The following is a 20,443-nucleotide window of genomic DNA, read 5'->3' as shown; positions in this document are numbered from 1 at the left end:
AGGGCGGAGACCGCGCATGAAGAAAGTCATCATTACTTGCGCGCCCACGGGCGCGATCCACACCCCCAGCATGTCGCCCTATCTGCCGGTGACGGCCGACGAAATCGCGCAGGCGGCGTTGGCGGCCGCCGACGCCGGCGCGGCGATACTGCATTTGCATGCCCGTGATCCTGCCGACGGCAGGCCGTCGCAGGACCCGGCGCGCTTCGAGCCGTTTCTGCAAACGATACGGGCCCACTGCAACGCGGTCATCAACATCACGACGGGCGGCAGTCCCCATATGACGGTCGATGAGCGGCTACAGCCGGTGGTGGCCTTCAAACCGGAACTCGCCTCCCTGAACATGGGATCGATGAACTTCGGGCTCTTTCCGATGCTTGGGCGCTTTCCCGCGCTCAAGCATCAATGGGAACGGGATCACCTGGAGAACAGCCGCAATCTGGTGTTCAAGAACACGTTCGCGGACATTGAACGCATTTTGCAGATCGGCGCGGAGCAGGGCACGCGTTTTGAGTTCGAGTGCTACGACATCAGCCACTTGTACAACCTGCGTCATTTCGTGGACCGCGGCCTGGTACGCGGACCGCTGTTCATTCAGTCGGTCTTCGGTGTGCTGGGAGGAATCGGCACGCATCCCGAGGATCTCATGCACATGCGACGTACCGCTGACCGCCTTTTTGGCGATCAGTATCAATGGTCGATTCTGGGGTCGGGCCGCGCGCAGATTCCCTTGGCCACCATGGGCGCGTCGATGGGATCGCATGTGCGAGTAGGCCTGGAGGATTCCTTGTGGAACGGCCCTGGCCGGCTGGCCGAAAGCAGCGCGCAACAGGTGCGCCAGATCCGCAACGTGCTGGAATCCCTGCATCTGGAAGTGGCGTCTGCGGACGAAGCACGCGAGCTCTTGGCGCTGCGGGGGCCGGCAGGGCGGGGCGGCTGATCGCCGCGCATTCCGGTGTGGCATGGCGGCATTCCGTATTGTCACGCATTAATAACATGCCTGGGTGTCAGCGCTTTTTCGGCCCCGGGCTTTTTACATTACGTGCTTCACCAACCACAATCGTCGTGTGTTTTTTGCGGATGTCGCTGCTGTAACCGTAGATCCAAATGCCGCTCTTAGTATTTGAATCCGCGGCGCCGATGTCGTTGCCTACTTGCCGGCGCATGCCTCATCCATTCAAGGAACACCTCATGAAAAAGACTTTGCTCGCAACCGCGCTGCTCGCCACCGTGGCGGGCGCGGCCCATGCCGACACCACCGTGACGCTGTATGGTTTGATCGACACCGGTGTCGCCTATCAGCGTCTGTCCGGGCCGAACGATTATCGTGAGTCCAAAGTGGGCATGACCAACGGCGTATCCAGCGGCTCGCGCTGGGGCTTGCGTGGCGCGGAGGATCTGGGTGGTGGCCTGAGCGCCGTTTTCACGCTGGAGAGCGGCTTTAATTCGGCCAATGGTCAATCGGGCCAGAGCACCCGTTTGTTCGGGCGTCAGGCCACCGTGGGCCTGAAGAGCAATGCCTGGGGCCAACTCGACTTCGGGCGCCAGACCAACATCGCCTCGAAGTATTTCGCGGCGATCGATCCCTTCGGCGCCAGCTATGGGCAGGCCACGGTCGGCACGGCGTTCACCGCCGCCAACACCGTTCGTTATGACAACATGGTCATGTATCAGAGCCCGTCGTTCAGCGGCTTCCAGGCCGGCGTCGGTTACGCATTCAACATCGCGGACACGACATCTGCACAAACCGGTTTCAAAACGGCTGACAATACGCGCGCCATCACGGCCGGTCTGCGTTATGCCAGCGGGCCGCTGAACGTCGCGCTCACGTACGACCAGCTCAACATGGCTGAGCAGCTCAACACCGATACGTCGCCCAAGGCCTGGATCCTGGGGGGCTCGTACGACTTCGAGATCGTCAAGCTGGCGCTGGCCTTCGGTCAGACGCGCGGCGGCTGGTTCACGGGTACGGGGATCAACGCTTTTGGCAGCGGCAGCCCCTCGGCCACCAGCTTCCCCAGCAACACGGCCAAAGCCGATTTCAAGGCCAACTCCTATCTCGTGGGCTTGAGCGCGCCGGTAGGCAAGGCGGGCAACGTGTTGTTCTCGTGGCAACGCGCCGACCCCAAGAACGATTTGTTGACCAAGGACGATGCCACGATGGATGTCTACAGCCTGGGCTACACCTATGATCTGTCCAAGCGCACCAATCTGTACGGCATGGTTTCCTATGCCAGCAACTTTGCCTTCCAGGAAGATCTGAAGAGCACGGTTGTGGGCGTGGGTATTCGTCACCGCTTCTAAGCATTGCCGCCACCTGGCCGCGCCGCGGCCAGGTCGACCCCGAACAGGTTCGGGTGAGCGGGCCGGGCGTCTTACCCGGCCATAGACGCGAAAAAAGCGGCCACCTCCCTAGCTCCACCCCCGGCCCGCTCACCCGAGCCTGTGTTTGGCGTCGCTTTGTGAACCCGGGCGCCGTGTCAGCCTGCCAACTGGGCCCGATACTTCGCCACTTCTTCCGCGTACAAATCGCGGCCATGCGCATCGTTGGTGACCAGCAGCGGGAAGTTCTCGATTTCCAGGCGTTGAATGGCTTCGGTTTTCAGGTCTTCATAGGCCACGACCGTGGCGCGCTTGATGCAGGCAAAGAGCGTGGCCGAAATGCCGCCGATGGCCGAGAAGCAGACCGCGATGTTGCGTTGGCAGTTCTCGCGCAGGGCCGCGCCGCGGTTGCCTTTGCCGATGGCGGCCTTGACGCCATGGTCGAACAGTACGGTGGCGTAAGGGTCCATACGATAGGCAGACGTGGGGGCCACCACGCCGATGGCATGGCCCGGCATGGTGGGGCCGGGGCCGCCATAAAACACGGTCTGGCCACGCAGATCCACCGGCAATGGCTGGCCGCGTTCGAGCAGTTCGACCAGGCGTTTGTGCGCGGCGTCGCGCGCCATGTAGATGGTGCCGGTCAGCAGGACTTCGTCGCCCGCATGCAGGGTCCGGATAACGCTGTCGTCCAGCGGCGTCGTGAGGCAGTGGGTGGCCATGCGAATGTCCTCAAAGTATGGCGGTCTTGCGGCGCGAGGCGTGGCACTGGATGTTCACGGCGACCGGCAGGGCCGTGATATGGCAGGCGTAGGTCTCGACGGCCACCCACAGGGCGGTGCTCGAGCCCCCGTAGCCCTGCGGCCCGATGCCGCTGCGGTTGATCGCTTGCAGCAGGTCGCGCTCCAGCGCCGCGATGTGCTCGGCCTCGTGATGCTGGCCGATATCGCGCAGGATCGCCTTCTTGGCAATGTCGGTGACTTTGTCGAAACTGCCGCCCAGGCCCACGCCTACGGTCAGCGGCGGACAGGCCGCGCCGCCGGCGGCCTCGATCGCGCCGAGCACGAAGCGCTTGACGCCTTCGACCCCTTCGCCGGGCAGCAGGAACTTCATCGTGCTCCAGTTCTCGCTGCCGCCGCCCTTGGGCAGCACGGTGATGCGAATCTGGTCGCCGGGCACGATATCGGTATGGATGACGGCTGGCGTATTGTCGTTGGTGTTGACGCGCAGCAGCGGATCGCCCACGACGGATTTGCGCAGGTAGCCCTCGGCATAGCCCTTGCGCACGCCGGCATGCACGGCGGCCTGGTAGTCGCCGCCTGTGATGCGGACGTCCTGCCCCACATCGACATACACGATGGCCAGGCCGGTGTCATGGCAGTACGACACCTCGTTTTCGCGCGCGATGCGGTCGTTGTCGATGAGTTTGAGCAGGACGGATTTGCCCAGCGGAGAGATCTCCGTCTGGCGGGCCTGCTCGAAAGCCGCGATGACATCATCGGGCAGCTTGCGGCAGGCATCGATGCAAAGCGTGGCAATGCAGTCGGTGATCTGGTCGGTGTGTACTTGGCGCATAACGTAAGGGGGGGCAGAAGGAGAGGGCAGCGGGGTCAGTCCAGCTTGACGCCGGCGTCACCGACGATGCGCTGCCATTTGCTGACTTCCTCGCCGAGGTAGTCCTGGAACTGTCGGGCGGTCTTGGGCTTGGCGGGAGTGAGGGCCAGGGTCTGGAAGCGTTGGGCCACCTCGGGGTTGCGCAGGATGTCGTTGAGTTCGGTGTTCAGGGCGTCGATGATGCGGGGATCGGTGCCTTTGGGCGCGAGCAGGCCGAAGAAGGCCACGGTGCTGAAGGCCGGATAGCCCTGCTCGTGCAGCGTCGGCAGATCGGGCAGAAACGGGCTGCGCTCCTGGTCGAGCACGGCCAGCGCACGCAGTTTCTTCGCTTTGATCTGCGGCAGGATGGCGGGCAGGGAGTCGGAGGTGGCGGGAATCAGCCCACCGATGACCTGGGTCTGGGCCTCGGCGCTGCCTTTGAAAGGGATATGCACCATCTTGATTCCGGTCTCATCCTTGAAGACCTCCATCGTCAGGTGCTGGGTCGACCCGTTGCCTGCCGAGGCATATGACAGATCGCCCTTGCGCGCGGCGTCGATCAGCTGGGCGACGGACTGTATCCCCGAGTTCGCGCCCACGGCCAGGATCTGCGGCGTGGCGGCGATGTCGGCGACGGCCACAAAGTCTTCCAGCGGTTTGTAGGCCAGGCGGGAATACAGCGAGGGCGCGATCGCGAACGGGCCCGTGCTGGTCAGCAGCAGGGTGTAGCCGTCGTGCTGGGCGCGCGCGGCGTACGCCGTGCCCAGGGTGCCGCCGGCGCCGGCCTTGTTTTCGATGATGAAGGGCTGGCCAAACTTTCTGGTCAGTTGCTCTCCGACGGTACGGGCAATGATGTCTCCGGTCTGGCCGCCAGGGAAGGGCACGATGATGGTCACCGGCTTGTCGGGGTAGGCCGCCCACGCGGCGGCATGGGTAAGCAGCGCACAGGCCAGCGCCAGGTGCTTGATGGTGTGAAACATGGGGGTCTCCTCCCTTGAGGTTGCGGCATGCTTGCCCGCTTATTGGTAGCTACCATTTAAATGGTACGTACCATTCTAGGGAGTGTGGTGCCGTTTCGTCAATCGGCTGGCACGCGATATTTTCCGGGGACAGGCTCGGTACAATACGGCGGCCGCGCCATCAACCCAAAGCCCCTCATGGACGTCCGTTACACAGAACTCGCGAGCGTGCTGGTCAAGCAGATAACCGAAGGCCCCTTGCAGATCGGCGACCAACTGCCCAGCGAAGTCGTTCTGGCCGAAGAGCATGGGGTCAGCCGCACGACCATCAGGTCCGCCTTGAACATCGTCGAAGGCCTGGGGCTGATCAGCCGCAAACGCCGGGCGGGCACGGTGGTGGTCGCCAAGGAAACGCGCAACAGCTACACGAAGTCGCTGCACAACATCGAGGATCTGGTCAATTACGCCAGCTACACCGAGCGCACGATCATCGATATTTCGGATGCGGTGGCCGACGATGCGCTGGCTGCGGTGCTGGAATGCCGCCCCGGACAGAAGTGGCTCAGAATCCGGATGCTGCGCAGCGAGAAAACGCCTGAACGGATCCCCGTGTGCTGGACCGATGCCTATCTCGACCCCAAAGAGGGGCTGCCCATTCTGGATCAGATTCAGGACGGCAGCGGGCTGCTGTGCACCTTGATCGAGAAGAACTCCGGCCGAGCGGTATTGGACGTCAAGCAGGACATCGCCGCCACGTCGCTTTCCGAAGAGGTCGCCCCCTACCTGCGTGCCACGCCGCACATGCCGGCGTTGGAGATCACCCGGCAGTATCTGGATCAGGCCAAGCAGAAATTCCTCATCACGGTCAGCACTTATCCTGCCGATAAATTCCGTTTTACCTTCTGGATGCATCGCGCCAAGGCGACTGCGCTCTAGATCCTTCGCTTCTTCCTCCTCCTGTTTGAGCCCTCACTATGTCCACCCTGTCCCAGGCGGTCTGCTCCCCGATTACGCGCAGCGCCTTTTTCCTGGTCGCGACCATCAAGCCCGATGCCCAAAGCGCGGCGACGGTTCGAGCGTTGTGCGCCGATGTCGCGGCATTGGTGCGTTCCGTCGGCAAGCGTGTGCCCGACGGCCAGCTCTCCTGTGTCGTGGGCTTTGGCGCGCAGGCCTGGCCGCGCCTGTTTGGCGGCCCGGTGCCGGCCAGCCTGCATGGATTCCGCGAGTTCGGGCCCGCCGAGCGCCGCGCTGTCGCCACGCCGGGTGATCTGCTGCTGCATATCCGCGCCGACCGTCACGACCTGGGCTTTGAGTTGCTCACGCAACTGATGCTGCGCCTGGACGGCGCAATCGAGGTGGTCGACGAGGTTCAGGGTTTCCGCAATTTCGATATGCGCGCCATCATCGGCTTTGTCGACGGCACGGAGAACCCGGAAGGCGAAGCGGTCGCACCGTTTACGCTGGTGGGAGACGAAGACCCGGATTTCCGCGCGGGCAGCTACGTACTGGTGCAAAAATACCTGCACGACATGAAAGGCTGGAATGCCCTGAGCGTCGAACAGCAGGAGCGCATCATTGGCCGGCGAAAGCTCAACGACATTGAACTCGACGATGCCAGCAAGCCCGATTGGTCGCATAGCGCGCTGACCACGCTCGAGGATGAGGCCGGCAACGAAGTCAAAATCCTGCGCGACAACATGCCCTTCGGGCGGCCCGGTCAGGCAGAGTTCGGGACGTACTTCATTGGCTACGCGCGGTCTCCGCAACCGATAGAGCAGATGCTGGAGAACATGTTCGTTGGCAAGCCGGCGGGTAATTACGACCGCTTGCTGGACTTCTCGCGCGCGGTGACCGGCGGCCTGTTTTTCGTGCCCTCAGCCACCTTGATGGACGCCTTGGCCGAGCGTACGCCGCAGCCGGCCGAGGCAGCGCCGGTCGAGCATGTCGAACCGGCGGTGGCCTTAGCGTAACGCGGTGGCGTGGGCGGCAGTGCTCAGATAGGTGGTGACGATTTCCAGCACCCCGTTGATGATGAACTGCACGCCCATGCACACCAGCAGAAAGCCCATGACGCGCGAGATGGCCTGAACGCCGTCATGGCCGATCAGTTTGACGATGCGGCCCGCCGAACGCAGACAGATCCAAAAGAGCAGTCCGAGCAGCAGGAACACGATGATGGGCGTGGCGCGCACGACCCAGGGCGCGTACTCATGCGTCAGGTGAATGGTCGAGGTCGCGCTGATGATCATCGCGATCGTGCCGGGGCCGGCCGTGCCCGGCATGGCCAGCGGCACGAAGGCGATATTGGGCGATGCCCGCTGCGGCGCGGTGTCAGCGGACTGTTCGGCTTCGGGAATGTCATCGACCGTGCTCTTGGGAAACAGCAGGCTGAACCCGATGGCCGCGACGATCAGGCCGCCGGCGATGCGCAAGCCGGGGATGGAAATCCCGAACGTGCTCATGATCCAGGCGCCCGCGTAGTAAGTCACCAGCATGATCCCCACGACATAGAAGGCCGACTGTGTGATCTGGCGTTGGCGCTCCCGGTAGGGGATCTGTTCGCCCAACGACAGCAACAGGCTCATCGAAGTCAGGGGGTTGGCCAACGGCAGCATCAGCGTCAGGCCAAGGCCGGTCAGTTTGATCAGATCAAATACGTCGTTGAACATGAAAAAGGGATTCCAGGGGACAGGCGGGCGGGAAAGCGGCGGCGCGGCGGTTGGCTGGCGGGTGCGCTGCGGACAGCGGCAGACCCAAGCCTGGGCGAGCCGCCCGGCTCGGGCGTCGGCAAGCCACGGCGGCAAAGCGCGCGGCCGGGCATCGTGGCTCGGAAGCACATGGCTCGCACGGCGGGCGCAAGGGCGGCAAGGTCTGCGCAGTGAGCGTGGCGTGCGATTTCATGCGCCACACTGTAACCCGGCCAGGCGATCGCGGGATCAGGCCGCAGCGGTGAATCAGGCATTGAGTCCACTTTTTTTGCCGGTCTGCGAAAACTTACGCCGCCTGGGTGGGGCGCGTCGGAGCCATCGCGCCAGCGCAGCCCCTGTGGGGCCAGGGCGTGCCCTCACGCTCTGAAGCGCTTGCCGTGTACGCCTTGCGCAACATCCCGCCCTTCAATCGTCAAGCATTGCTAAGGGTCGGATCACTAGGGTTTTCACTAGGTTGAAAGGCGATCAGTATGTGCCTGTTGGCGCGACATTCTGGACGCAACGAGTTTCAAGCAAGCCCTCTATGCCCTCCGTCAGCGTGGTTTCAACGTAACGGGAGTGGTCATGAAGCAAGTAATGAGCCAGCCTCGGCCTGGTCGAATACCCCGCCGAAACAATCCTCGCGCCGAGTGGCGCGTTGCCCCCTTGGTCGTCACCCTGGCGTTGGCTTTCCATATGCCTGCGCAAGCGCAGAGCGAGACGGTATATGGTCCGGGTCTGGTCACAGACCCCATATCGGTCACCGGCGCGGGCAATAGTGTCGTCATCGAAGGCGGCACCACCATTACACCCACGCCGCCCTATCCTGCGAATCTCGGGGGGACCGGCGTGCAGGTTTTCAATGGCGCTCAGGCCACGCTCAAGGCTAACGATGGCGCGATCTACATCAATACCCACGGCAACGCGGCCGACGGCCTGTACGTCAGCTCCGGCAAGATCACGGTACTGGGCGGCGGCACCTACATCACCGTCGATACGCCTGAGCACGATGACAACATCAATTCGCGCGGTATCTATACCGTCGGCGACTCCGCGCGCGCTGAACTGCAAGCCACCGATATCTTCATCACCACCAAGGGCAGCGAGTCGGATGCCGTGCGGTCTTATGGCAATCAGGCCACGATCGAGCTCAATCACGCCACCCTGACCACCACGGGCGAACGCTCCTCCGGTGTCGTGGGCTGGGGCGGTGCGGAGTTCATCATGACCGAAACCGCCATCGAGACATCGGGCGAGAAGGCTTATGGGATTTACCTGGTGGGGAGCGACCCCACCCAGGACACCCGCTTCACATTGACCAACGGTTCCATCATCACCTCCGGCTACCAGTCCAATGGGGTGCAGACCTACACGGGCACGCATCTGACCGCCAACAATGTCGTGGTGCACACCAAGGGCGACGCTTATGCGGTCGCTATTTCGGGCGGCAAATTCGATGGCTCGAACGTGAGCATCACCGCCGATGGATCGCGGGGTCTGGTGGTGTCGGGCGACAGCGCCTCGGTGGACCTGACGGATTCGGCTGTGCACACCACGCTGGACAGCACGCAGACGGTCTGGGTGGCGGGCGGGGACGTCGCGCTAAAGGGCAATACCATCACCGCGGACGGCACCAATTCCATTGCCGTGTGGACGACAGGCGGGCAGACCGCCTTGGACGGCAGTCTGCTGCAGACGAACGCGGACACCTCGCGCGCCTTGCTGGTGCAGGGAGGCGCCGTGACGCTGGGGACATACAACGGCCAGGGCACACTGGTGCACACCACGGGCGACAAGGCGACGGCCGTGACCGTGACAAAAACCGGCTCGTTCTCGGCCGATGGCGCGACCTTGCTGAGCGAGGGCGCGGGGTCGCGCGCCTTGTTCATCTATGGCGACGACGACGCCGCCACGCCCAAGACCGTAGACCTGACCCGCAGCACCATCGACGCCAAGCAGGCCGAAGGCATCTATCTCTACGGCGGTCATGGCGTGGTGCAGTTGACGGACTCGACGGTCACGGGCGGGGAGGCAGCCATCTGGGTGGCCGCTGACGGCGCCGGTCCCGGCGCTGGCGTGGTCAACGCCAGCGGCTCGCTCATCACCGGCTTGATCGGTGCGCAGGAAGACAGCACGGTGGATGTCAATCTGGCGCAGGCCAGCCGCTGGAACGTGACGCAGGACGCCACGGTCGATGGATTGAGCAATGACAACAGCCTGATCGATCTGCAAGGCGCCAGCGACGTGGCGTCGCGGCCGACCGATGCCACCGCTTACCGCCAACTCGATGTGCGCGGCGATTATCGCGGCGCCGATGGCGTGGTGGCGCTCAACACCTACCTGAATAGCGGCGGTGCGCTTGGCAATCAGTACACGGACCGTCTCCTGGTCGCGGGTGACGCCAGCGGCACGACGGCGGTGCAAATCAAGGAGGTCACGGCCAGTCCGGGCGGGTTGACCTCGCCTGAGGGCGGCCATCTGAGTAGCGAGGGGATATCCGTCGTGCAGGTCGGCGGCGCTTCCAGCAGCAATGCCTTTACGCTGCAAGGCGGCTACGTCACGACGACCCAGGCGCCTTATACCTATCGCCTGTTTGCCTATGGGCCTGATGCGGAGCTGGGCGCAGCCGACCCGTCGCAGTCCCTGGTCGGCAATGCCGACGGCTATTGGGACTACCGCCTGCAAAGCGCCTACGTCAATCCGGAGGGGCCGGCGCCCACGCCAGACCCGACGCTGCCGGATGTGCGGCAGGAGGTCGCGCCGCAGGTGCCGTCGTATCTGATCGCCCCGATTGCCTTGCAATATGCGACCTACGCCGATCTGGATTCCTTGCACCGGCGCCTGGGCGAGATTCGCGAGGATGGGACGCAGGGTAAAGATCCGGGGCAGGGCGAAGTCTTCTTCCGGGCCTATGGCGGCGACTTCAGCTACCGTACCAATCGCAGTTTCCGCGCCTTCGGTTACGACGCCAGCGGCGATTACGGCGCCATGCAACTGGGTGGAAATCTGTTGCGTAAAGCCTCCGAGGACGGTGTATGGCGCTTCGGCGCGGCCGGTTCGATCGGCCGCCTGAACTTCCATCCGCATGCCGTCGACGGCAGCAGCCGCAGCAAGATCGATACCTACCGCCTGTCGGGATACGCCACCTACCAGAGCCATCAGGGCTGGTATGTGGACGGGATTCTGTCCGTGGGCTGGTTCGATGGCGACGTGCACACCGATGCCCGGGGCAAGGCGATGGACCTGAAAGGCCAGGGCTACGCGGCTTCGGTCGAGGCGGGTTACCCCTTTGCCATCGGCTATGGCATGAACCTGGAGCCGCAGGTCCAGTTGATCGCGCAACACTTGCGGTTTGACCGCAAGACCGATGCCGATGGCCTGGACGTGGACATCGGTTCGCAGACCCACGGCATGGCCCGTCTGGGCGCGCGCCTGACGCGTCCCATCGATCTGGCCAAGGGGCGCATCACGCCGTATGTCGGCGTGCATGTGCTGCACGCCTTCAACGGCGCGACCAATGTGGAGGTCGGCGACACGACCTTCCGCACGGGTCAGTATGGCGACGCCATGCGCTACTCGGCGGGCGTGACCGGCGCCGTCACCGACACGCTCTCGCTATACGGTGAAGTGGCGCGCATGCAGGCGCTGGGCGGCTCCGGCGTGAACGGCTGGCTCTTTAACGGCGGCGTGCGCTACCGCTTCTGAAGCCGGCGGGCGTGGGGCGGGGTTGCAATGACCCTGCCCCAAGCCCCCGGTCCTTCCGCTCCTCCCCCGTCATCCCGGCCCTGGGATGGCGGGGGTTTTCACTAGTTTTCCAGGCCGCTGCCTGCGCTCTAGCATCCCGATGTGACCACATGGTCACATCGCGGAGGCGGTATGACGATAGGCGTGGCGGCAAGCGGTGAACGCGCGGCGTGGGCGGTGCGTGACGCGGTGCTGGGCGCGGAGCTGCTGGGCCGGGGCGCCATCGGCGGTTTCGCGGTACTGGCCATCCTGGACGAGCAGGGCCGGGTGGATTACCGCAGCACGCAGCGCGGCGGCGTCACCGCACTCGATCTACCCGCGTCCTGGCAGTGCGCAAGGGTGGCGGCCGCCATCTCCAGCGGGCCGGATCGGCCGGAACCCCTCACCCAGTTCCTGGCAGGTGAGTCGGCTTTGGGGCTGGTCACGGGCCATCGCCTGCCCAATCAGGCGGGCGGCGATGGCACGGCGCTGAACCAGGCGGTCTTGCAGCGCATGAAAGCAGGCATGGGGCCGCAGCAAGCCGTCGATGAGGTGTTGGCAGCCCATGGCGAGTGGGACGCCGGTCTCATTGCGCTGGATACCCGGGGCCGGCTGGGCATGGGCAACAGCGTGCGTGTCACCCGGCGCGACGATGTGGGCGAGCTGCGGCGTCAGACCCATCAAGGCAGTTTGGGCTTGCTGCACAACAGTATCTATACGCGCGCGCCGCTCGCCCCGGATCTGGCCGAACTGGCCTGGGCCCGCTTGACGGGGCGCGCGGGCGGGCTGCAACTATTGACCTTGGCCGCGCCCGTACACCTCGAACTGGGCAAGACGGATCGGGTGCATATCGACGCGCAGGGACGCATTCAGGGCCTGGAGACCGCCGATCCGCGCCTGGCCGGCCTGCAGCGGGCGGCGACGGCCGTTTATCTGGGCGCTGGCATCTGGCGCGACGGACGTTGGGTCGGACGCGCGCAGACCGAGCTGTACGCCGAGTTGCGTGGCGGCACCGTGCATCCGGCCGCCGCCGGCTCCTATCTTTTGATGCGGGGGCGGGATGTCGCGCCGTGAGCAGACCGAGAGGCTGATGCTGCAAGCCCTGGAGGCCGTGATCCGTGAAAACGGCATGGCCGGTGTCGGCGTCAATGCCATCGCCAAGCGGGCGGGCGTCAGCAAGGAACTGATCTACCGCTATTTCGACGGCCTGCCCGGACTATTAATGGCCTGGATGAGTGAGCAGGACTACTGGACCGGCCACGCGGATCTGCTCGCTGTCGGCGAGTCCAGCGCCCGTCCGCCCGCCGAACTCATCCTGGCGATGCTGCGTGCGCAGATCGACGCCCTGGCCGGCAATGAAAGCCTGCGCGAGATCCGCCGCTGGGAGCTGGTCGAGCGCAACGAAGTCACGGCCTGTCTGGCCGAACGCCGCGAGCGCAGCGCGCGCGCCTTCATCGACCGTGTCGATGGACTGACCGACGCGGCTGACGTGCCGGCCCAGGTCAGCATCATGCTGGCCGGCGTGCTGTATCTGATGCTGCGTTCAAAGACGGAAAGTCACTTTCTCGGGGTGCCTTTGCGCAGCGCCCAGGGGTGGGAACGTCTGTACGCGGCCCTGGAAAACATGGTTCAGGGCTTGCCGGAACCGCTGAAATCGCAACCGTTGAGCGCGCTGGAAGCCGCGCGCCCGACATCGAAGAAAGGCCGCGACGCCGGCCACACTGAAGGGGAAGTGCCATGACGTTGTTGCAAGGTCTGCGCTGCGGCGCCAGACACATGCTGTTGAGTGCGGCCTTGACGGCCGGCCTGTCGGCCGGTGTCGGCGCCCAAACCGTTTCCGTGGTCATGCAGTCCGGGCTGCGGGTGCTCGATCCGGTCATGACCACGGCGTTCTTGACGCGTGACCATGGATACATGATCTACGACACGCTGCTGGGTACGGATGAGCACTTCAAGATCCAGCCGCAGATGGCGAACTGGACCGTCAGCGATGATGGCAAGACCTACACCTTCACCCTGCGCGATGGCCTCAAATGGCACGATGGACAGGCCGTCACAGCCGAGGATTGCCTGGCTTCCATCAAGCGCTGGGCGGATGTCGATGCCACCGGCCAGGTGCTGATGACCATGGTGCAGAGCATGGAACCCGTTGGCGACAAGCAGTTCCGCGTGGTGCTCAAGCAGCCCACGACGCTGCTGCTCGAAGGGCTGGCCAAGCTCAGCTCGCGGCCGGCTTTCATGATGCCCAAGCGTATCGCCGACACGCCCAGCGCCCAACCGATCAAGGAGTTTATCGGCTCCGGGCCTTTCAAATTTTTGCCCGGCGAATTCAAGGCCGGCTTGAAAGTGGTCTACGAGAAGAATAAGGACTATGTCCCGCGCGCCGAGCCGCCCAGTTGGACGGCCGGCGGCAAGGTGGTCAATGTGGACCGGGTCGAATGGGTCGCCATGCCCGATCAGATGACGGCGGTCAATGCCTTGCAGAACGGCGAGGTGGACTACCTGCAGCAGCTGCCTTTTGATTTGTTGCCCATGGTCGAGGGCGATCCGGCGCTGCAGGTCCAGGTGCTGGACAAGCTGGGCGCCTGGACCTATTTCCGCATGAATCACCTGCACCCGCCGTTTGACAACAAACTGGTGCGTCAGGCGGCCATTGCCGCGGTCAGCCAGGAGGATGTGCTCAAGGCACTGGTGGGCAACCCCAAGTTCTACCGGACGTGCGCGGCCGTGATGGGTTGCGGCAACCCCATGGGTGATACGACGGGCGAGGATTGGGTCGTGCCCGGGCGCATCGATCGCGCCCAGGAGTTACTTAAACAAGCCAAGTACGACGGCACGCCGGTCGTCATTCTGCAACCCTCCGACATCGCCATGCTCTCGGCGCAGCCCGTGGTGCTGGGCGCGGCCCTGCGCAAGGCCGGGTTCAATGTGGTCATGAAGGCCATGGACTGGCAAAGCGTCGTCTCGCAACAGGGCAATCAGAAGCCGCCTGCCGAAGGCGGCTGGAATATCTTCTCCACCTACAGCATTCTGGCGACCAGCGGGGACCCGTTCAGCAATACCACCTTGCAGGCCAACGGGCGCAAGGCCTGGGCGGGTTGGCCGGATGTCCCCGCGCTGGAGGCCTTGCGGCTGAAATACGCGCAGACGACGGATGTCGCCGAGCGCAAACGCATCGCCGCCGAGATCCAGAAGGTCGCCCTCGATGAGGGTGTCGTCGGGCCATTGGGGCAGTTCCAGATCCCGGCCGCCTACAGCAAGCGGCTGTCCGGCATCCTCGAGGCGCCCGTGACCTTGTTCTGGAATCTGAAGAAAAGCGAGCAATGAGCATGGGCGGCATGCATGATTTGCTCATCCGCGGCGCGGAGATCATCGATGGCACGGGCGCGCCGCGCTTCGTCGCCGATCTGGCTGTTCAGGGCGACCGGATCGTACGGATCGGAGACTTGGCCGGGCACGGCGGGTGCGTGGAAGTCGACGGCGCTGGGCGGGTGCTCGCGCCCGGATTCATCGATGCGCATACCCACGATGACCGCGCTTTGCTGTCCGATGCCGACATGGCACCCAAGGTCAGCCAGGGTGTCACGACCGTGGTGGGCGGCAATTGCGGCATTTCGCTGGCGCCGCGCCCGCCGCGCATCGTGCCGCCTCTGGATCTGCTCGATACGCAGGGCGGGTGGTTCCGGTACGCGCGCTATGCCGACTATATGCAGGCATTGCGCGAGCAGCCGGCCGCCACCAATTGCGCCATGCTGCTGGGGCACATCACCTTGCGTGTGGCGGCGGTACCGGACCTGGACCGCGCCGCACGCCCCGCTGAAGTGGCCGCGATGCGGGAACAAGTCGAGCTCGCCTTGCAGGCCGGGGCGATTGGCGTGTCCACGGGCCTGGCCTATGCCCCGTCGCGCGCAGCCAGCACCGAGGAGGTCATCGAAGTCTGCCGGCCCTTGCGCGAGCACGGCGGCATCTTCACCACGCACTTGCGCGACGAAGGCGACACCATCATGGATTGCCTGGAGGAAACGTTTCGCATCGGCCGCGAGCTGGACGTCCCCGTGGTGATATCGCATCACAAAGTGGTCGGGCGTCCCAATTACGGCCGCTCGCAGCAGACGCTGGCGCGCATCAGCGAGCAGATGCGCCGGCAGCCGATCTGCCTGGATTGCTATCCCTACAATGCCTCGTCGACCATTCTGGAACAGGATCTCGTCGATGGCGCGGCCCGCGTCATCGTGACCTGGTCCACCGCCTGCCCGCAGTATGCGGGCCGTGACCTGGATGAGCTGGCGCGGGAGATGAATTGTCCGGTGCCTGAAGCCGTGCGTCGTCTGCAACCGGCCGGCGCCATCTACTTTCGCATGCACGAGGACGATGTCCAGCGCATTCTGGGCTTTGATGACACGATGATAGGCTCGGATGGCCTGCCTCAGGACGAAATGCCGCATCCGCGCCTGTGGGGCAGCTTTCCGCGCGTGCTGGGCCATTACGCGCGCGGCCTCGGCCTGTTCCCGCTGGAAAAAGCCATCCACAAAATGACCGGTCTGACCGCCGCGCGCTTCGGTCTGGCCGACCGCGGCGTGCTGCGCGAGGGGGCTTACGCGGATCTGGTGCTGCTGGATGCCGCCAACGTCGAGGATCGCGCTACCTTTGCCCGGCCGATTGCCCCCGCCGCAGGGATAGACGTCGTCTGGACCAACGGGCGTGCCGTCTGGCAAGATGGCAAATCCACGGGCGAGCGGCCGGGCAGGGTGTTGCGCCGCCAAGCCTAGAATGTCCAACGGCGGTCGAGCGGGAGCAGGGCGTGTCAGGAAAGTCCATCGTGTGGCGTGTGCTGGCCGGCCTGGCCGTGGTGCTGGTCACCGCTTGGGGCGGGCTGGCGCTTTATTACCAGCTCCCTGGGGGGCGCTGGGGCAAAGGGCTGGCGACGGTGCTGTGGGTGGCCAGCGCGCTGGCGGCGCTCTACGCGCTGTTTGCGCGGCCGCATTGGGGGCGGCGCGCGGGGTGGCTGTATGCGCTGCTGGTCCTCGTGCTGCTGGGCTGGTGGCACAGCCTGCAACCCTCCAACGACCGGGTCTGGGCCGACGACGTGGCCCGCATGTTGGGCGGCAGCCACGCCGGCTCGGTGGTTCGCCTGGAAAATGTGCGCAATTTCCAGTGGCGCACCGATGATGACTACACCGTGCGCTGGGAAAACCGCAGCTACGATCTCGATGAGCTCGAGTCGGTGGACATGGTGCTGTCCACCTGGGGCATGCCCGCCATCGCGCACACGCTGGTGTCATTCGGGTTTTCGGATGGCCAGCACGTGGTCTTCTCGGTAGAAATCCGCAAAGAAAAGCACGAGAAGTTTTCCGAAATCGGCGGTTTTTTCAAAGAGTTCGAGCTCAGTGTCGTGGCGGCCGACGAGCGCGACATCATTTACGTGCGCACCGCCGTGCGCGGCGAACAGGTCGCCATCTATCCCATCAGCATGTCGCGCCAGGCCATGCGGGAGCTGTTCCTGGCCTACGTCGACACCGCCAATGGCTTGCGTGAGCAGCCGCGCTTCTACCACACCGTGACGGCCAACTGCACCACGCTGGTCTACCAGATGGCGCGCGCCATCGTGCCGGGCCTGCCCATGGATTACCGGCTTCTGCTGTCGGGGTATTTGCCGGAGTATCTGTACGCGCACGGCGGCCTGGACCACAGCCAGTCGCTGGAGCAGATCCGTCAGCATGCCGACATCACGGCACGGGCGGCCCGCGTGGGGAATACCCCGGAGTTTTCGCGAGCGATACGCCAGCCGTGACGCGCTATGGTCAGCCGGCCTGGCCCGTGCCTACAATGCCGGCGTCGACATCGCTGCCTCGGGGGTAATGTGGCGATTCCCTATTTGCGCGGACTGACCGCGGCGCAACGCACGCCCCGGGCCAATCTGCATCTGGCCTACGTCCTTATATTCGTCGCGGGTGCCGTCAACGCCGGCGGGTTTCTGGCCGTCGCGCAGTACACCTCGCACATGTCCGGCATCGTGTCGGCCATGGCCGATCATCTGGCCGTGGGCAGCGCCATCCTGGTCGTCCAGGGGCTGGCCGCGCTGCTGGCCTTTGTGTGCGGCGCCGCGACTTCCGCATGGCTGATCAACTTCGCGCGGCGCGGCCGGCTGGCCAGCGAGTATGCCCTGCCTCTGCTGCTCGAAGCCGCGCTGCTACTGCTGTTTGGCCTCATGGGGGCCAGTGTCGAGCGCTTTCTGTGGCTATACCTGCCCCTGACGGTCATCCTGCTGTGCTACATCATGGGTCTGCAAAATGCCATGATCACGAAAGTGTCGCGGGCCGAGATACGCACCACGCACATCACAGGCATGGTGACCGACATCGGGATCGAACTCGGCAAGTTCCTGTACTGGAATGCGCGCGCCACCGCCGCGCCCAGAGTGGTGGCAGACCGCCAGAAACTGCGGGTGCTCAGCCTCATGGTCGCCCTGTTTTTCGTGGGCGGCCTGACTGGCGCACTGGCCTATGCGAGGCTGGGCTTTGCCGCGACGCTTCCGCTGGCTCTGTTGCTGGCGGGGCTGGCCATTGTGCCCGTGCTCGATGACGTGCGCGCCATGTTCGGCAGGCGGGCCGAGCGCATGCGTCGCCGCTAGCCGGTGTACTGCTCGCCGCCGTCCAGATCGATGACGGTGCCGCTCAGGTACCCCGCTCTGGGCGAGCAGCCGAAGACGATCACATCGGCGATCTCCGCCGGCTCCGTCAGGCGCCCGAACGGCAGGTCGGTGAGGGTCTCTTGCCAGCGCTGCGGGTCGCCCCAACGGGCTTGCGCCCGCTGCTGCGCCAGCGTCACGACCCGATCGGTTCGGGTGCGGGTGGGGTTCACGCCGAAGACGCGCAGGCCGTGCTCAGGGGCTTGGCCGCCCAATGCACGGGTGAAGGCGATCAGACCCGCGTTGGCGGTCGCCCCGCAGATATAGTCCGCGCGGGGGGCCACGCCCGCCTTGCCGATGATGTTGGCCACTACGCCGCTGCCGCGCTCGCGCATGGCGGGGTAGCACGCGCGCGTCAGATTGATAAAGCCATAGACTTTCAGGTCCCAGGCGGCGCGCCATCGTTGTTCATCGACCTGCTCCAGTGATCCGCCGGGAATCGCGCCGGCATTGTTCACCAGGATGTCAATCGCGCCGGCTTCCTCGGCCAGCGCCTGAGCGGCGCCGGGTTGCGCCAGATCACTGACCAGGAACTCCGCCTGCACCGCGGTTTGTTCGCCGATAGCCTGCACCGCATCGCCCAGGGCCTGCCGGTCCCGCGCCACCAGAATCGGGCGGGCGCCTTCGCGCGCGAACGACAGCGCACAGGCCAGGCCGATGCCCTTGGATGCGCCGGTGATGAGTACACGCTTGCCGCCGAGTTGCAGATCCATCAGTGTCTCCAGGTGGGTGATTGGCGATCAGCATATCCCGATGGGCGCGGGCCGCAGCGGGGCGGCCCTGCCACCAGTGCGGTCTTTCGCCACCTACAATGCAGGCAGCTGCCGCCGGGTGCGCGGCGCATGACAAGGTGGAGACATATGGAAGCGGATTTCTGGCTGCAACGTTGGCGTGAAGGTCAAACGGGCTTTCATCAGGCCCGGGTGACGCCTTTGCTGCAGAAGTATTGGCCGGCGCTGGAGGTGCCGCGCTCGGCGCGGGTGCTGGTGCCCCTGGCAGGCAAAACGCTGGACATGGTGTGGCTGGCGGAGCAGGGCCATGAGGTGCTGGGGGTGGAACTGTCGCCGTTGGCGATCGAGCAGTTCTTTGCCGAACAGGGCTGGAGCCCGCGGCGCTGGAGCAGCGCGTACGGCGAGCATTACGCCGCGCATGGCGTGGAAATCATCTGTGGCGACATCTTCAAGCTGGATCGCGAGGTGCTCGGCCAATGCCAGGCCGCCTACGACCGCGCCGCGCTGGTCGCCTTGCCCGCCGCGATGCGCGCTGACTACGTCAGGCACGTCTATGGACAGATGCCCGCATCGCACCGCGGCTTGCTCCTTACGCTGGACTACCCCCAGAACGAAATGGAGGGGCCGCCGTTTGCGCTGGATGAGAGCCAGGTGCTCGCCTTGTATGGGGCCGGCGCCAGACTCATCGACCGTCGCGACATTCTCGCCAAAGAGCCCAAGTTCGCCGCGCGCGGCGTGAGCCGCCTCGACACCCTGGTGTTCCGCCTCGGCGCCCAGACCTGAGCCTGCCTGCAGGGAGTGCACCGCCCGGCTTGTCCGGGCGTTTTGCATGGGGGGCGCGAAGTGCAGACGGCGGGCTAGGGTAGATCCCGATACGTCGCGCATTGACGCCGCTGGAGGTGGCTTCTTAAAATTTGATTTGTGATCACATCTCACATATCAACAAAAAAGCTGGACGGAGACAAATGAGCAGCAAGCTTTTCGATCTGCGCGGCAAGACCGTGATGATTACCGGTGCGGCAGGAGGGATCGGCAGCGCCATGTCCCGCGCGCTCGGGCAGGAAGGGGCGTCGCTGGTGCTGGCCGATCTGGCGGGGGAAGCCCTGGACGGCCTGGTCGCCGAGTTGGCCGCAACGGGGGGCAAGGTAGCGGCGCTGGCCTTGCGTGTCGAGGATCGCCAGGCGTGCACGGCGGCGGTCGCGCAGGCTGTAAGCGAATTCGGCGGGATTGATGTGCTCATCAATTGCGCAGGCGTCAACACCCGAATGCGTCCGGAATGCTACGAAGAAGCGGTATGGGACCGCATCGTCGATATCAATCTCAAGGGCAGCTTCAACATGAGCCAGGCCGTCTACCCTGTCATGAAGGCGCAAGGCCGCGGCAAGATCATCAATATCGGTTCCATCCTGGCGCTGGCGTCCAATGCGGTGACGGCAGCCTACTCCGCGAGCAAAGGCGGCGTGTTGCAAATGACCCGATCGCTGGCCTGCGCCTGGGCTGCCGACGGCATCACCGTCAACGTGATTCAGCCCGGGTGGATCGATACGGCGCTGTCGCGTCAGGCTCGGGTCGATATTCCGGGCCACGCCGAACGGGTCGTGGCCACGACCCCGCTCGGGCGCTGGGGCGAACCCGAGGATCTGATCGGGGCAACGATCTTCCTGGCCGCCGCGGCTTCCGACTTCGTGACCGGCGCCAGCCTGGTGGTCGACGGCGGCGTGACCGCGCACATCTGACGGA

General features: G+C 64.7%; 18 protein-coding genes and 1 pseudogene. 13 read left to right on the top strand and 6 right to left on the bottom strand.

The features are described from left to right. Positions 1-16: 16 nt before the first annotated feature. Positions 17-940: a 3-keto-5-aminohexanoate cleavage protein gene (locus CAL22_RS13070; protein ID WP_094813937.1), complete on the top strand. Its 924-nt coding sequence runs from the start codon at positions 17-19 to the stop codon at positions 938-940. A 67-nt stretch (positions 941-1,007) separates the two neighbouring features. Here CAL22_RS13070 and CAL22_RS21160 read toward each other — a convergent pair whose 3' ends face one another. Then, positions 1,008-1,166 (bottom strand): hypothetical protein, encoded by a 159-nt coding sequence (locus tag CAL22_RS21160; RefSeq protein ID WP_167383635.1) that lies wholly within the window; start codon positions 1,164-1,166, stop codon positions 1,008-1,010. Positions 1,167-1,191: 25 nt separating this feature from the next. Here CAL22_RS21160 and CAL22_RS13065 point away from each other — a divergent pair, with 25 nt between their 5' ends. Further along, complete coding sequence (locus tag CAL22_RS13065; RefSeq protein WP_094813936.1) at positions 1,192-2,304, top strand: porin; 1,113 nt, start codon at positions 1,192-1,194, stop codon at positions 2,302-2,304. A gap of 176 nt (positions 2,305-2,480) precedes the next feature. Here the strand turns inward: CAL22_RS13065 and CAL22_RS13060 are convergent, their stop codons facing one another. From CAL22_RS13060 to CAL22_RS13050, 3 genes are read right to left on the bottom strand one after another with little or no spacing between them, the layout of a single operon-like run. Beyond that, positions 2,481-3,044, bottom strand: a complete 564-nt coding sequence (locus tag CAL22_RS13060) for a FumA C-terminus/TtdB family hydratase beta subunit (protein ID WP_094813934.1) — start codon at positions 3,042-3,044, stop codon at positions 2,481-2,483. Between the two features lie 10 nt (positions 3,045-3,054). Further along, positions 3,055-3,897 carry a fumarate hydratase gene (locus tag CAL22_RS13055; protein WP_094813932.1) on the bottom strand — a complete coding sequence of 281 codons (843 nt, stop codon included), beginning with the start codon at positions 3,895-3,897 and terminating at the stop codon, positions 3,055-3,057. 35 nt (positions 3,898-3,932) lie between these two features. Further along, positions 3,933-4,895, bottom strand: coding sequence for a Bug family tripartite tricarboxylate transporter substrate binding protein (locus CAL22_RS13050; RefSeq protein ID WP_094813930.1), 963 nt, complete (start codon positions 4,893-4,895; stop codon positions 3,933-3,935). A 177-nt stretch (positions 4,896-5,072) separates the two neighbouring features. On the opposite strand from CAL22_RS13050, the gene CAL22_RS13045 reads away from it, so the two are divergent. Both CAL22_RS13045 and CAL22_RS13040 read left to right on the top strand, forming a co-directional pair. Further along, on the top strand, positions 5,073-5,810 hold the full coding sequence (locus CAL22_RS13045; protein ID WP_094813927.1) for a GntR family transcriptional regulator: 738 nt from the start codon (positions 5,073-5,075) through the stop codon (positions 5,808-5,810). Between the two features lie 38 nt (positions 5,811-5,848). After that, positions 5,849-6,844 carry a Dyp-type peroxidase gene (locus CAL22_RS13040; protein ID WP_094813925.1) on the top strand — a complete coding sequence of 332 codons (996 nt, stop codon included), beginning with the start codon at positions 5,849-5,851 and terminating at the stop codon, positions 6,842-6,844. Here the strand turns inward: CAL22_RS13040 and CAL22_RS13035 are convergent. After that, on the bottom strand, positions 6,836-7,543 hold the full coding sequence (locus CAL22_RS13035; protein WP_094813923.1) for a MarC family NAAT transporter: 708 nt from the start codon (positions 7,541-7,543) through the stop codon (positions 6,836-6,838). The two genes, CAL22_RS13040 and CAL22_RS13035, sit on opposite strands and share 9 nt — an antisense overlap. A 714-nt stretch (positions 7,544-8,257) precedes the next feature. Between CAL22_RS13035 and CAL22_RS13030 the strand changes: the two genes are divergently transcribed. From CAL22_RS13030 to CAL22_RS13000, 7 genes and pseudogenes are all read left to right on the top strand, one after another. Then, positions 8,258-11,266: an autotransporter outer membrane beta-barrel domain-containing protein gene (locus CAL22_RS13030; RefSeq protein WP_167383634.1), complete on the top strand. Its 3,009-nt coding sequence runs from the start codon at positions 8,258-8,260 to the stop codon at positions 11,264-11,266. A 171-nt stretch (positions 11,267-11,437) separates the two neighbouring features. Then, positions 11,438-12,358 (top strand): DUF6963 family protein, encoded by a 921-nt coding sequence (locus tag CAL22_RS13025; protein ID WP_094813919.1) that lies wholly within the window; start codon positions 11,438-11,440, stop codon positions 12,356-12,358. Further along, entirely contained in the window at positions 12,345-13,025 is a 681-nt protein-coding gene (locus tag CAL22_RS13020; protein WP_094813917.1) for a TetR/AcrR family transcriptional regulator, read from the top strand. The genes CAL22_RS13025 and CAL22_RS13020 overlap by 14 nt, the downstream gene beginning before the upstream one ends. Beyond that, a complete protein-coding gene (locus CAL22_RS13015) occupies positions 13,022-14,611 on the top strand; it encodes an ABC transporter substrate-binding protein (RefSeq protein ID WP_208621990.1) in 1,590 nt (529 codons plus the stop codon). The genes CAL22_RS13020 and CAL22_RS13015 overlap by 4 nt, the downstream gene beginning before the upstream one ends. 2 nt (positions 14,612-14,613) lie before the next feature. Beyond that, entirely contained in the window at positions 14,614-16,053 is a 1,440-nt protein-coding gene (locus CAL22_RS13010) for an N-acyl-D-amino-acid deacylase family protein (RefSeq protein WP_094813915.1), read from the top strand. A 32-nt stretch (positions 16,054-16,085) separates the two neighbouring features. Further along, positions 16,086-17,075 carry an Lnb N-terminal periplasmic domain-containing protein gene (locus CAL22_RS13005; RefSeq protein WP_094813913.1) on the top strand — a complete coding sequence of 330 codons (990 nt, stop codon included), beginning with the start codon at positions 16,086-16,088 and terminating at the stop codon, positions 17,073-17,075. A gap of 69 nt (positions 17,076-17,144) precedes the next feature. Further along, positions 17,145-17,891: pseudogene (locus tag CAL22_RS13000) on the top strand (YoaK family protein); the annotation flags it as partial. 20 nt (positions 17,892-17,911) lie between these two features. Here CAL22_RS13000 and CAL22_RS12995 read toward each other — a convergent pair. After that, on the bottom strand, positions 17,912-18,685 hold the full coding sequence (locus CAL22_RS12995) for an SDR family oxidoreductase (protein ID WP_094813909.1): 774 nt from the start codon (positions 18,683-18,685) through the stop codon (positions 17,912-17,914). A 147-nt stretch (positions 18,686-18,832) separates the two neighbouring features. On the opposite strand from CAL22_RS12995, the gene CAL22_RS12990 reads away from it, so the two are divergent. Continuing rightward, complete coding sequence (locus tag CAL22_RS12990) at positions 18,833-19,486, top strand: thiopurine S-methyltransferase (RefSeq protein ID WP_094813907.1); 654 nt, start codon at positions 18,833-18,835, stop codon at positions 19,484-19,486. Positions 19,487-19,668: 182 nt separating this feature from the next. Further along, positions 19,669-20,439, top strand: a complete 771-nt coding sequence (locus CAL22_RS12985; RefSeq protein ID WP_094813905.1) for an SDR family NAD(P)-dependent oxidoreductase — start codon at positions 19,669-19,671, stop codon at positions 20,437-20,439. The last annotated feature ends 4 nt before the right edge of the window (positions 20,440-20,443 follow it).

Source organism: Bordetella genomosp. 12 (genome assembly GCF_002261355.1).
Lineage (GTDB): Bacteria > Pseudomonadota > Gammaproteobacteria > Burkholderiales > Burkholderiaceae_B > Bordetella.
Note: the sequence above shows the minus strand (reverse complement) of the source record. Positions and strands in the feature narration are given on the sequence as shown.

What these genes read in the sequence shown, in the direction of transcription:
- CAL22_RS13070 (WP_094813937.1), top strand. Translation starts at nt 17, where the DNA reads ATGAAGAAAGTCATCATTACTTGCGCGCCCACGGGCGCGATCCACACC.
- CAL22_RS21160 (WP_167383635.1), bottom strand. Translation starts at nt 1,166, where the DNA reads ATGCGCCGGCAAGTAGGCAACGACATCGGCGCCGCGGATTCAAATACT.
- CAL22_RS13065 (WP_094813936.1), top strand. Translation starts at nt 1,192, where the DNA reads ATGAAAAAGACTTTGCTCGCAACCGCGCTGCTCGCCACCGTGGCGGGC.
- CAL22_RS13060 (WP_094813934.1), bottom strand. Translation starts at nt 3,044, where the DNA reads ATGGCCACCCACTGCCTCACGACGCCGCTGGACGACAGCGTTATCCGG.
- CAL22_RS13055 (WP_094813932.1), bottom strand. Translation starts at nt 3,897, where the DNA reads ATGCGCCAAGTACACACCGACCAGATCACCGACTGCATTGCCACGCTT.
- CAL22_RS13050 (WP_094813930.1), bottom strand. Translation starts at nt 4,895, where the DNA reads ATGTTTCACACCATCAAGCACCTGGCGCTGGCCTGTGCGCTGCTTACC.
- CAL22_RS13045 (WP_094813927.1), top strand. Translation starts at nt 5,073, where the DNA reads ATGGACGTCCGTTACACAGAACTCGCGAGCGTGCTGGTCAAGCAGATA.
- CAL22_RS13040 (WP_094813925.1), top strand. Translation starts at nt 5,849, where the DNA reads ATGTCCACCCTGTCCCAGGCGGTCTGCTCCCCGATTACGCGCAGCGCC.
- CAL22_RS13035 (WP_094813923.1), bottom strand. Translation starts at nt 7,543, where the DNA reads ATGTTCAACGACGTATTTGATCTGATCAAACTGACCGGCCTTGGCCTG.
- CAL22_RS13030 (WP_167383634.1), top strand. Translation starts at nt 8,258, where the DNA reads ATGCCTGCGCAAGCGCAGAGCGAGACGGTATATGGTCCGGGTCTGGTC.
- CAL22_RS13025 (WP_094813919.1), top strand. Translation starts at nt 11,438, where the DNA reads ATGACGATAGGCGTGGCGGCAAGCGGTGAACGCGCGGCGTGGGCGGTG.
- CAL22_RS13020 (WP_094813917.1), top strand. Translation starts at nt 12,345, where the DNA reads ATGTCGCGCCGTGAGCAGACCGAGAGGCTGATGCTGCAAGCCCTGGAG.
- CAL22_RS13015 (WP_208621990.1), top strand. Translation starts at nt 13,022, where the DNA reads ATGACGTTGTTGCAAGGTCTGCGCTGCGGCGCCAGACACATGCTGTTG.
- CAL22_RS13010 (WP_094813915.1), top strand. Translation starts at nt 14,614, where the DNA reads ATGGGCGGCATGCATGATTTGCTCATCCGCGGCGCGGAGATCATCGAT.
- CAL22_RS12995 (WP_094813909.1), bottom strand. Translation starts at nt 18,685, where the DNA reads ATGGATCTGCAACTCGGCGGCAAGCGTGTACTCATCACCGGCGCATCC.
- CAL22_RS12990 (WP_094813907.1), top strand. Translation starts at nt 18,833, where the DNA reads ATGGAAGCGGATTTCTGGCTGCAACGTTGGCGTGAAGGTCAAACGGGC.
- CAL22_RS12985 (WP_094813905.1), top strand. Translation starts at nt 19,669, where the DNA reads ATGAGCAGCAAGCTTTTCGATCTGCGCGGCAAGACCGTGATGATTACC.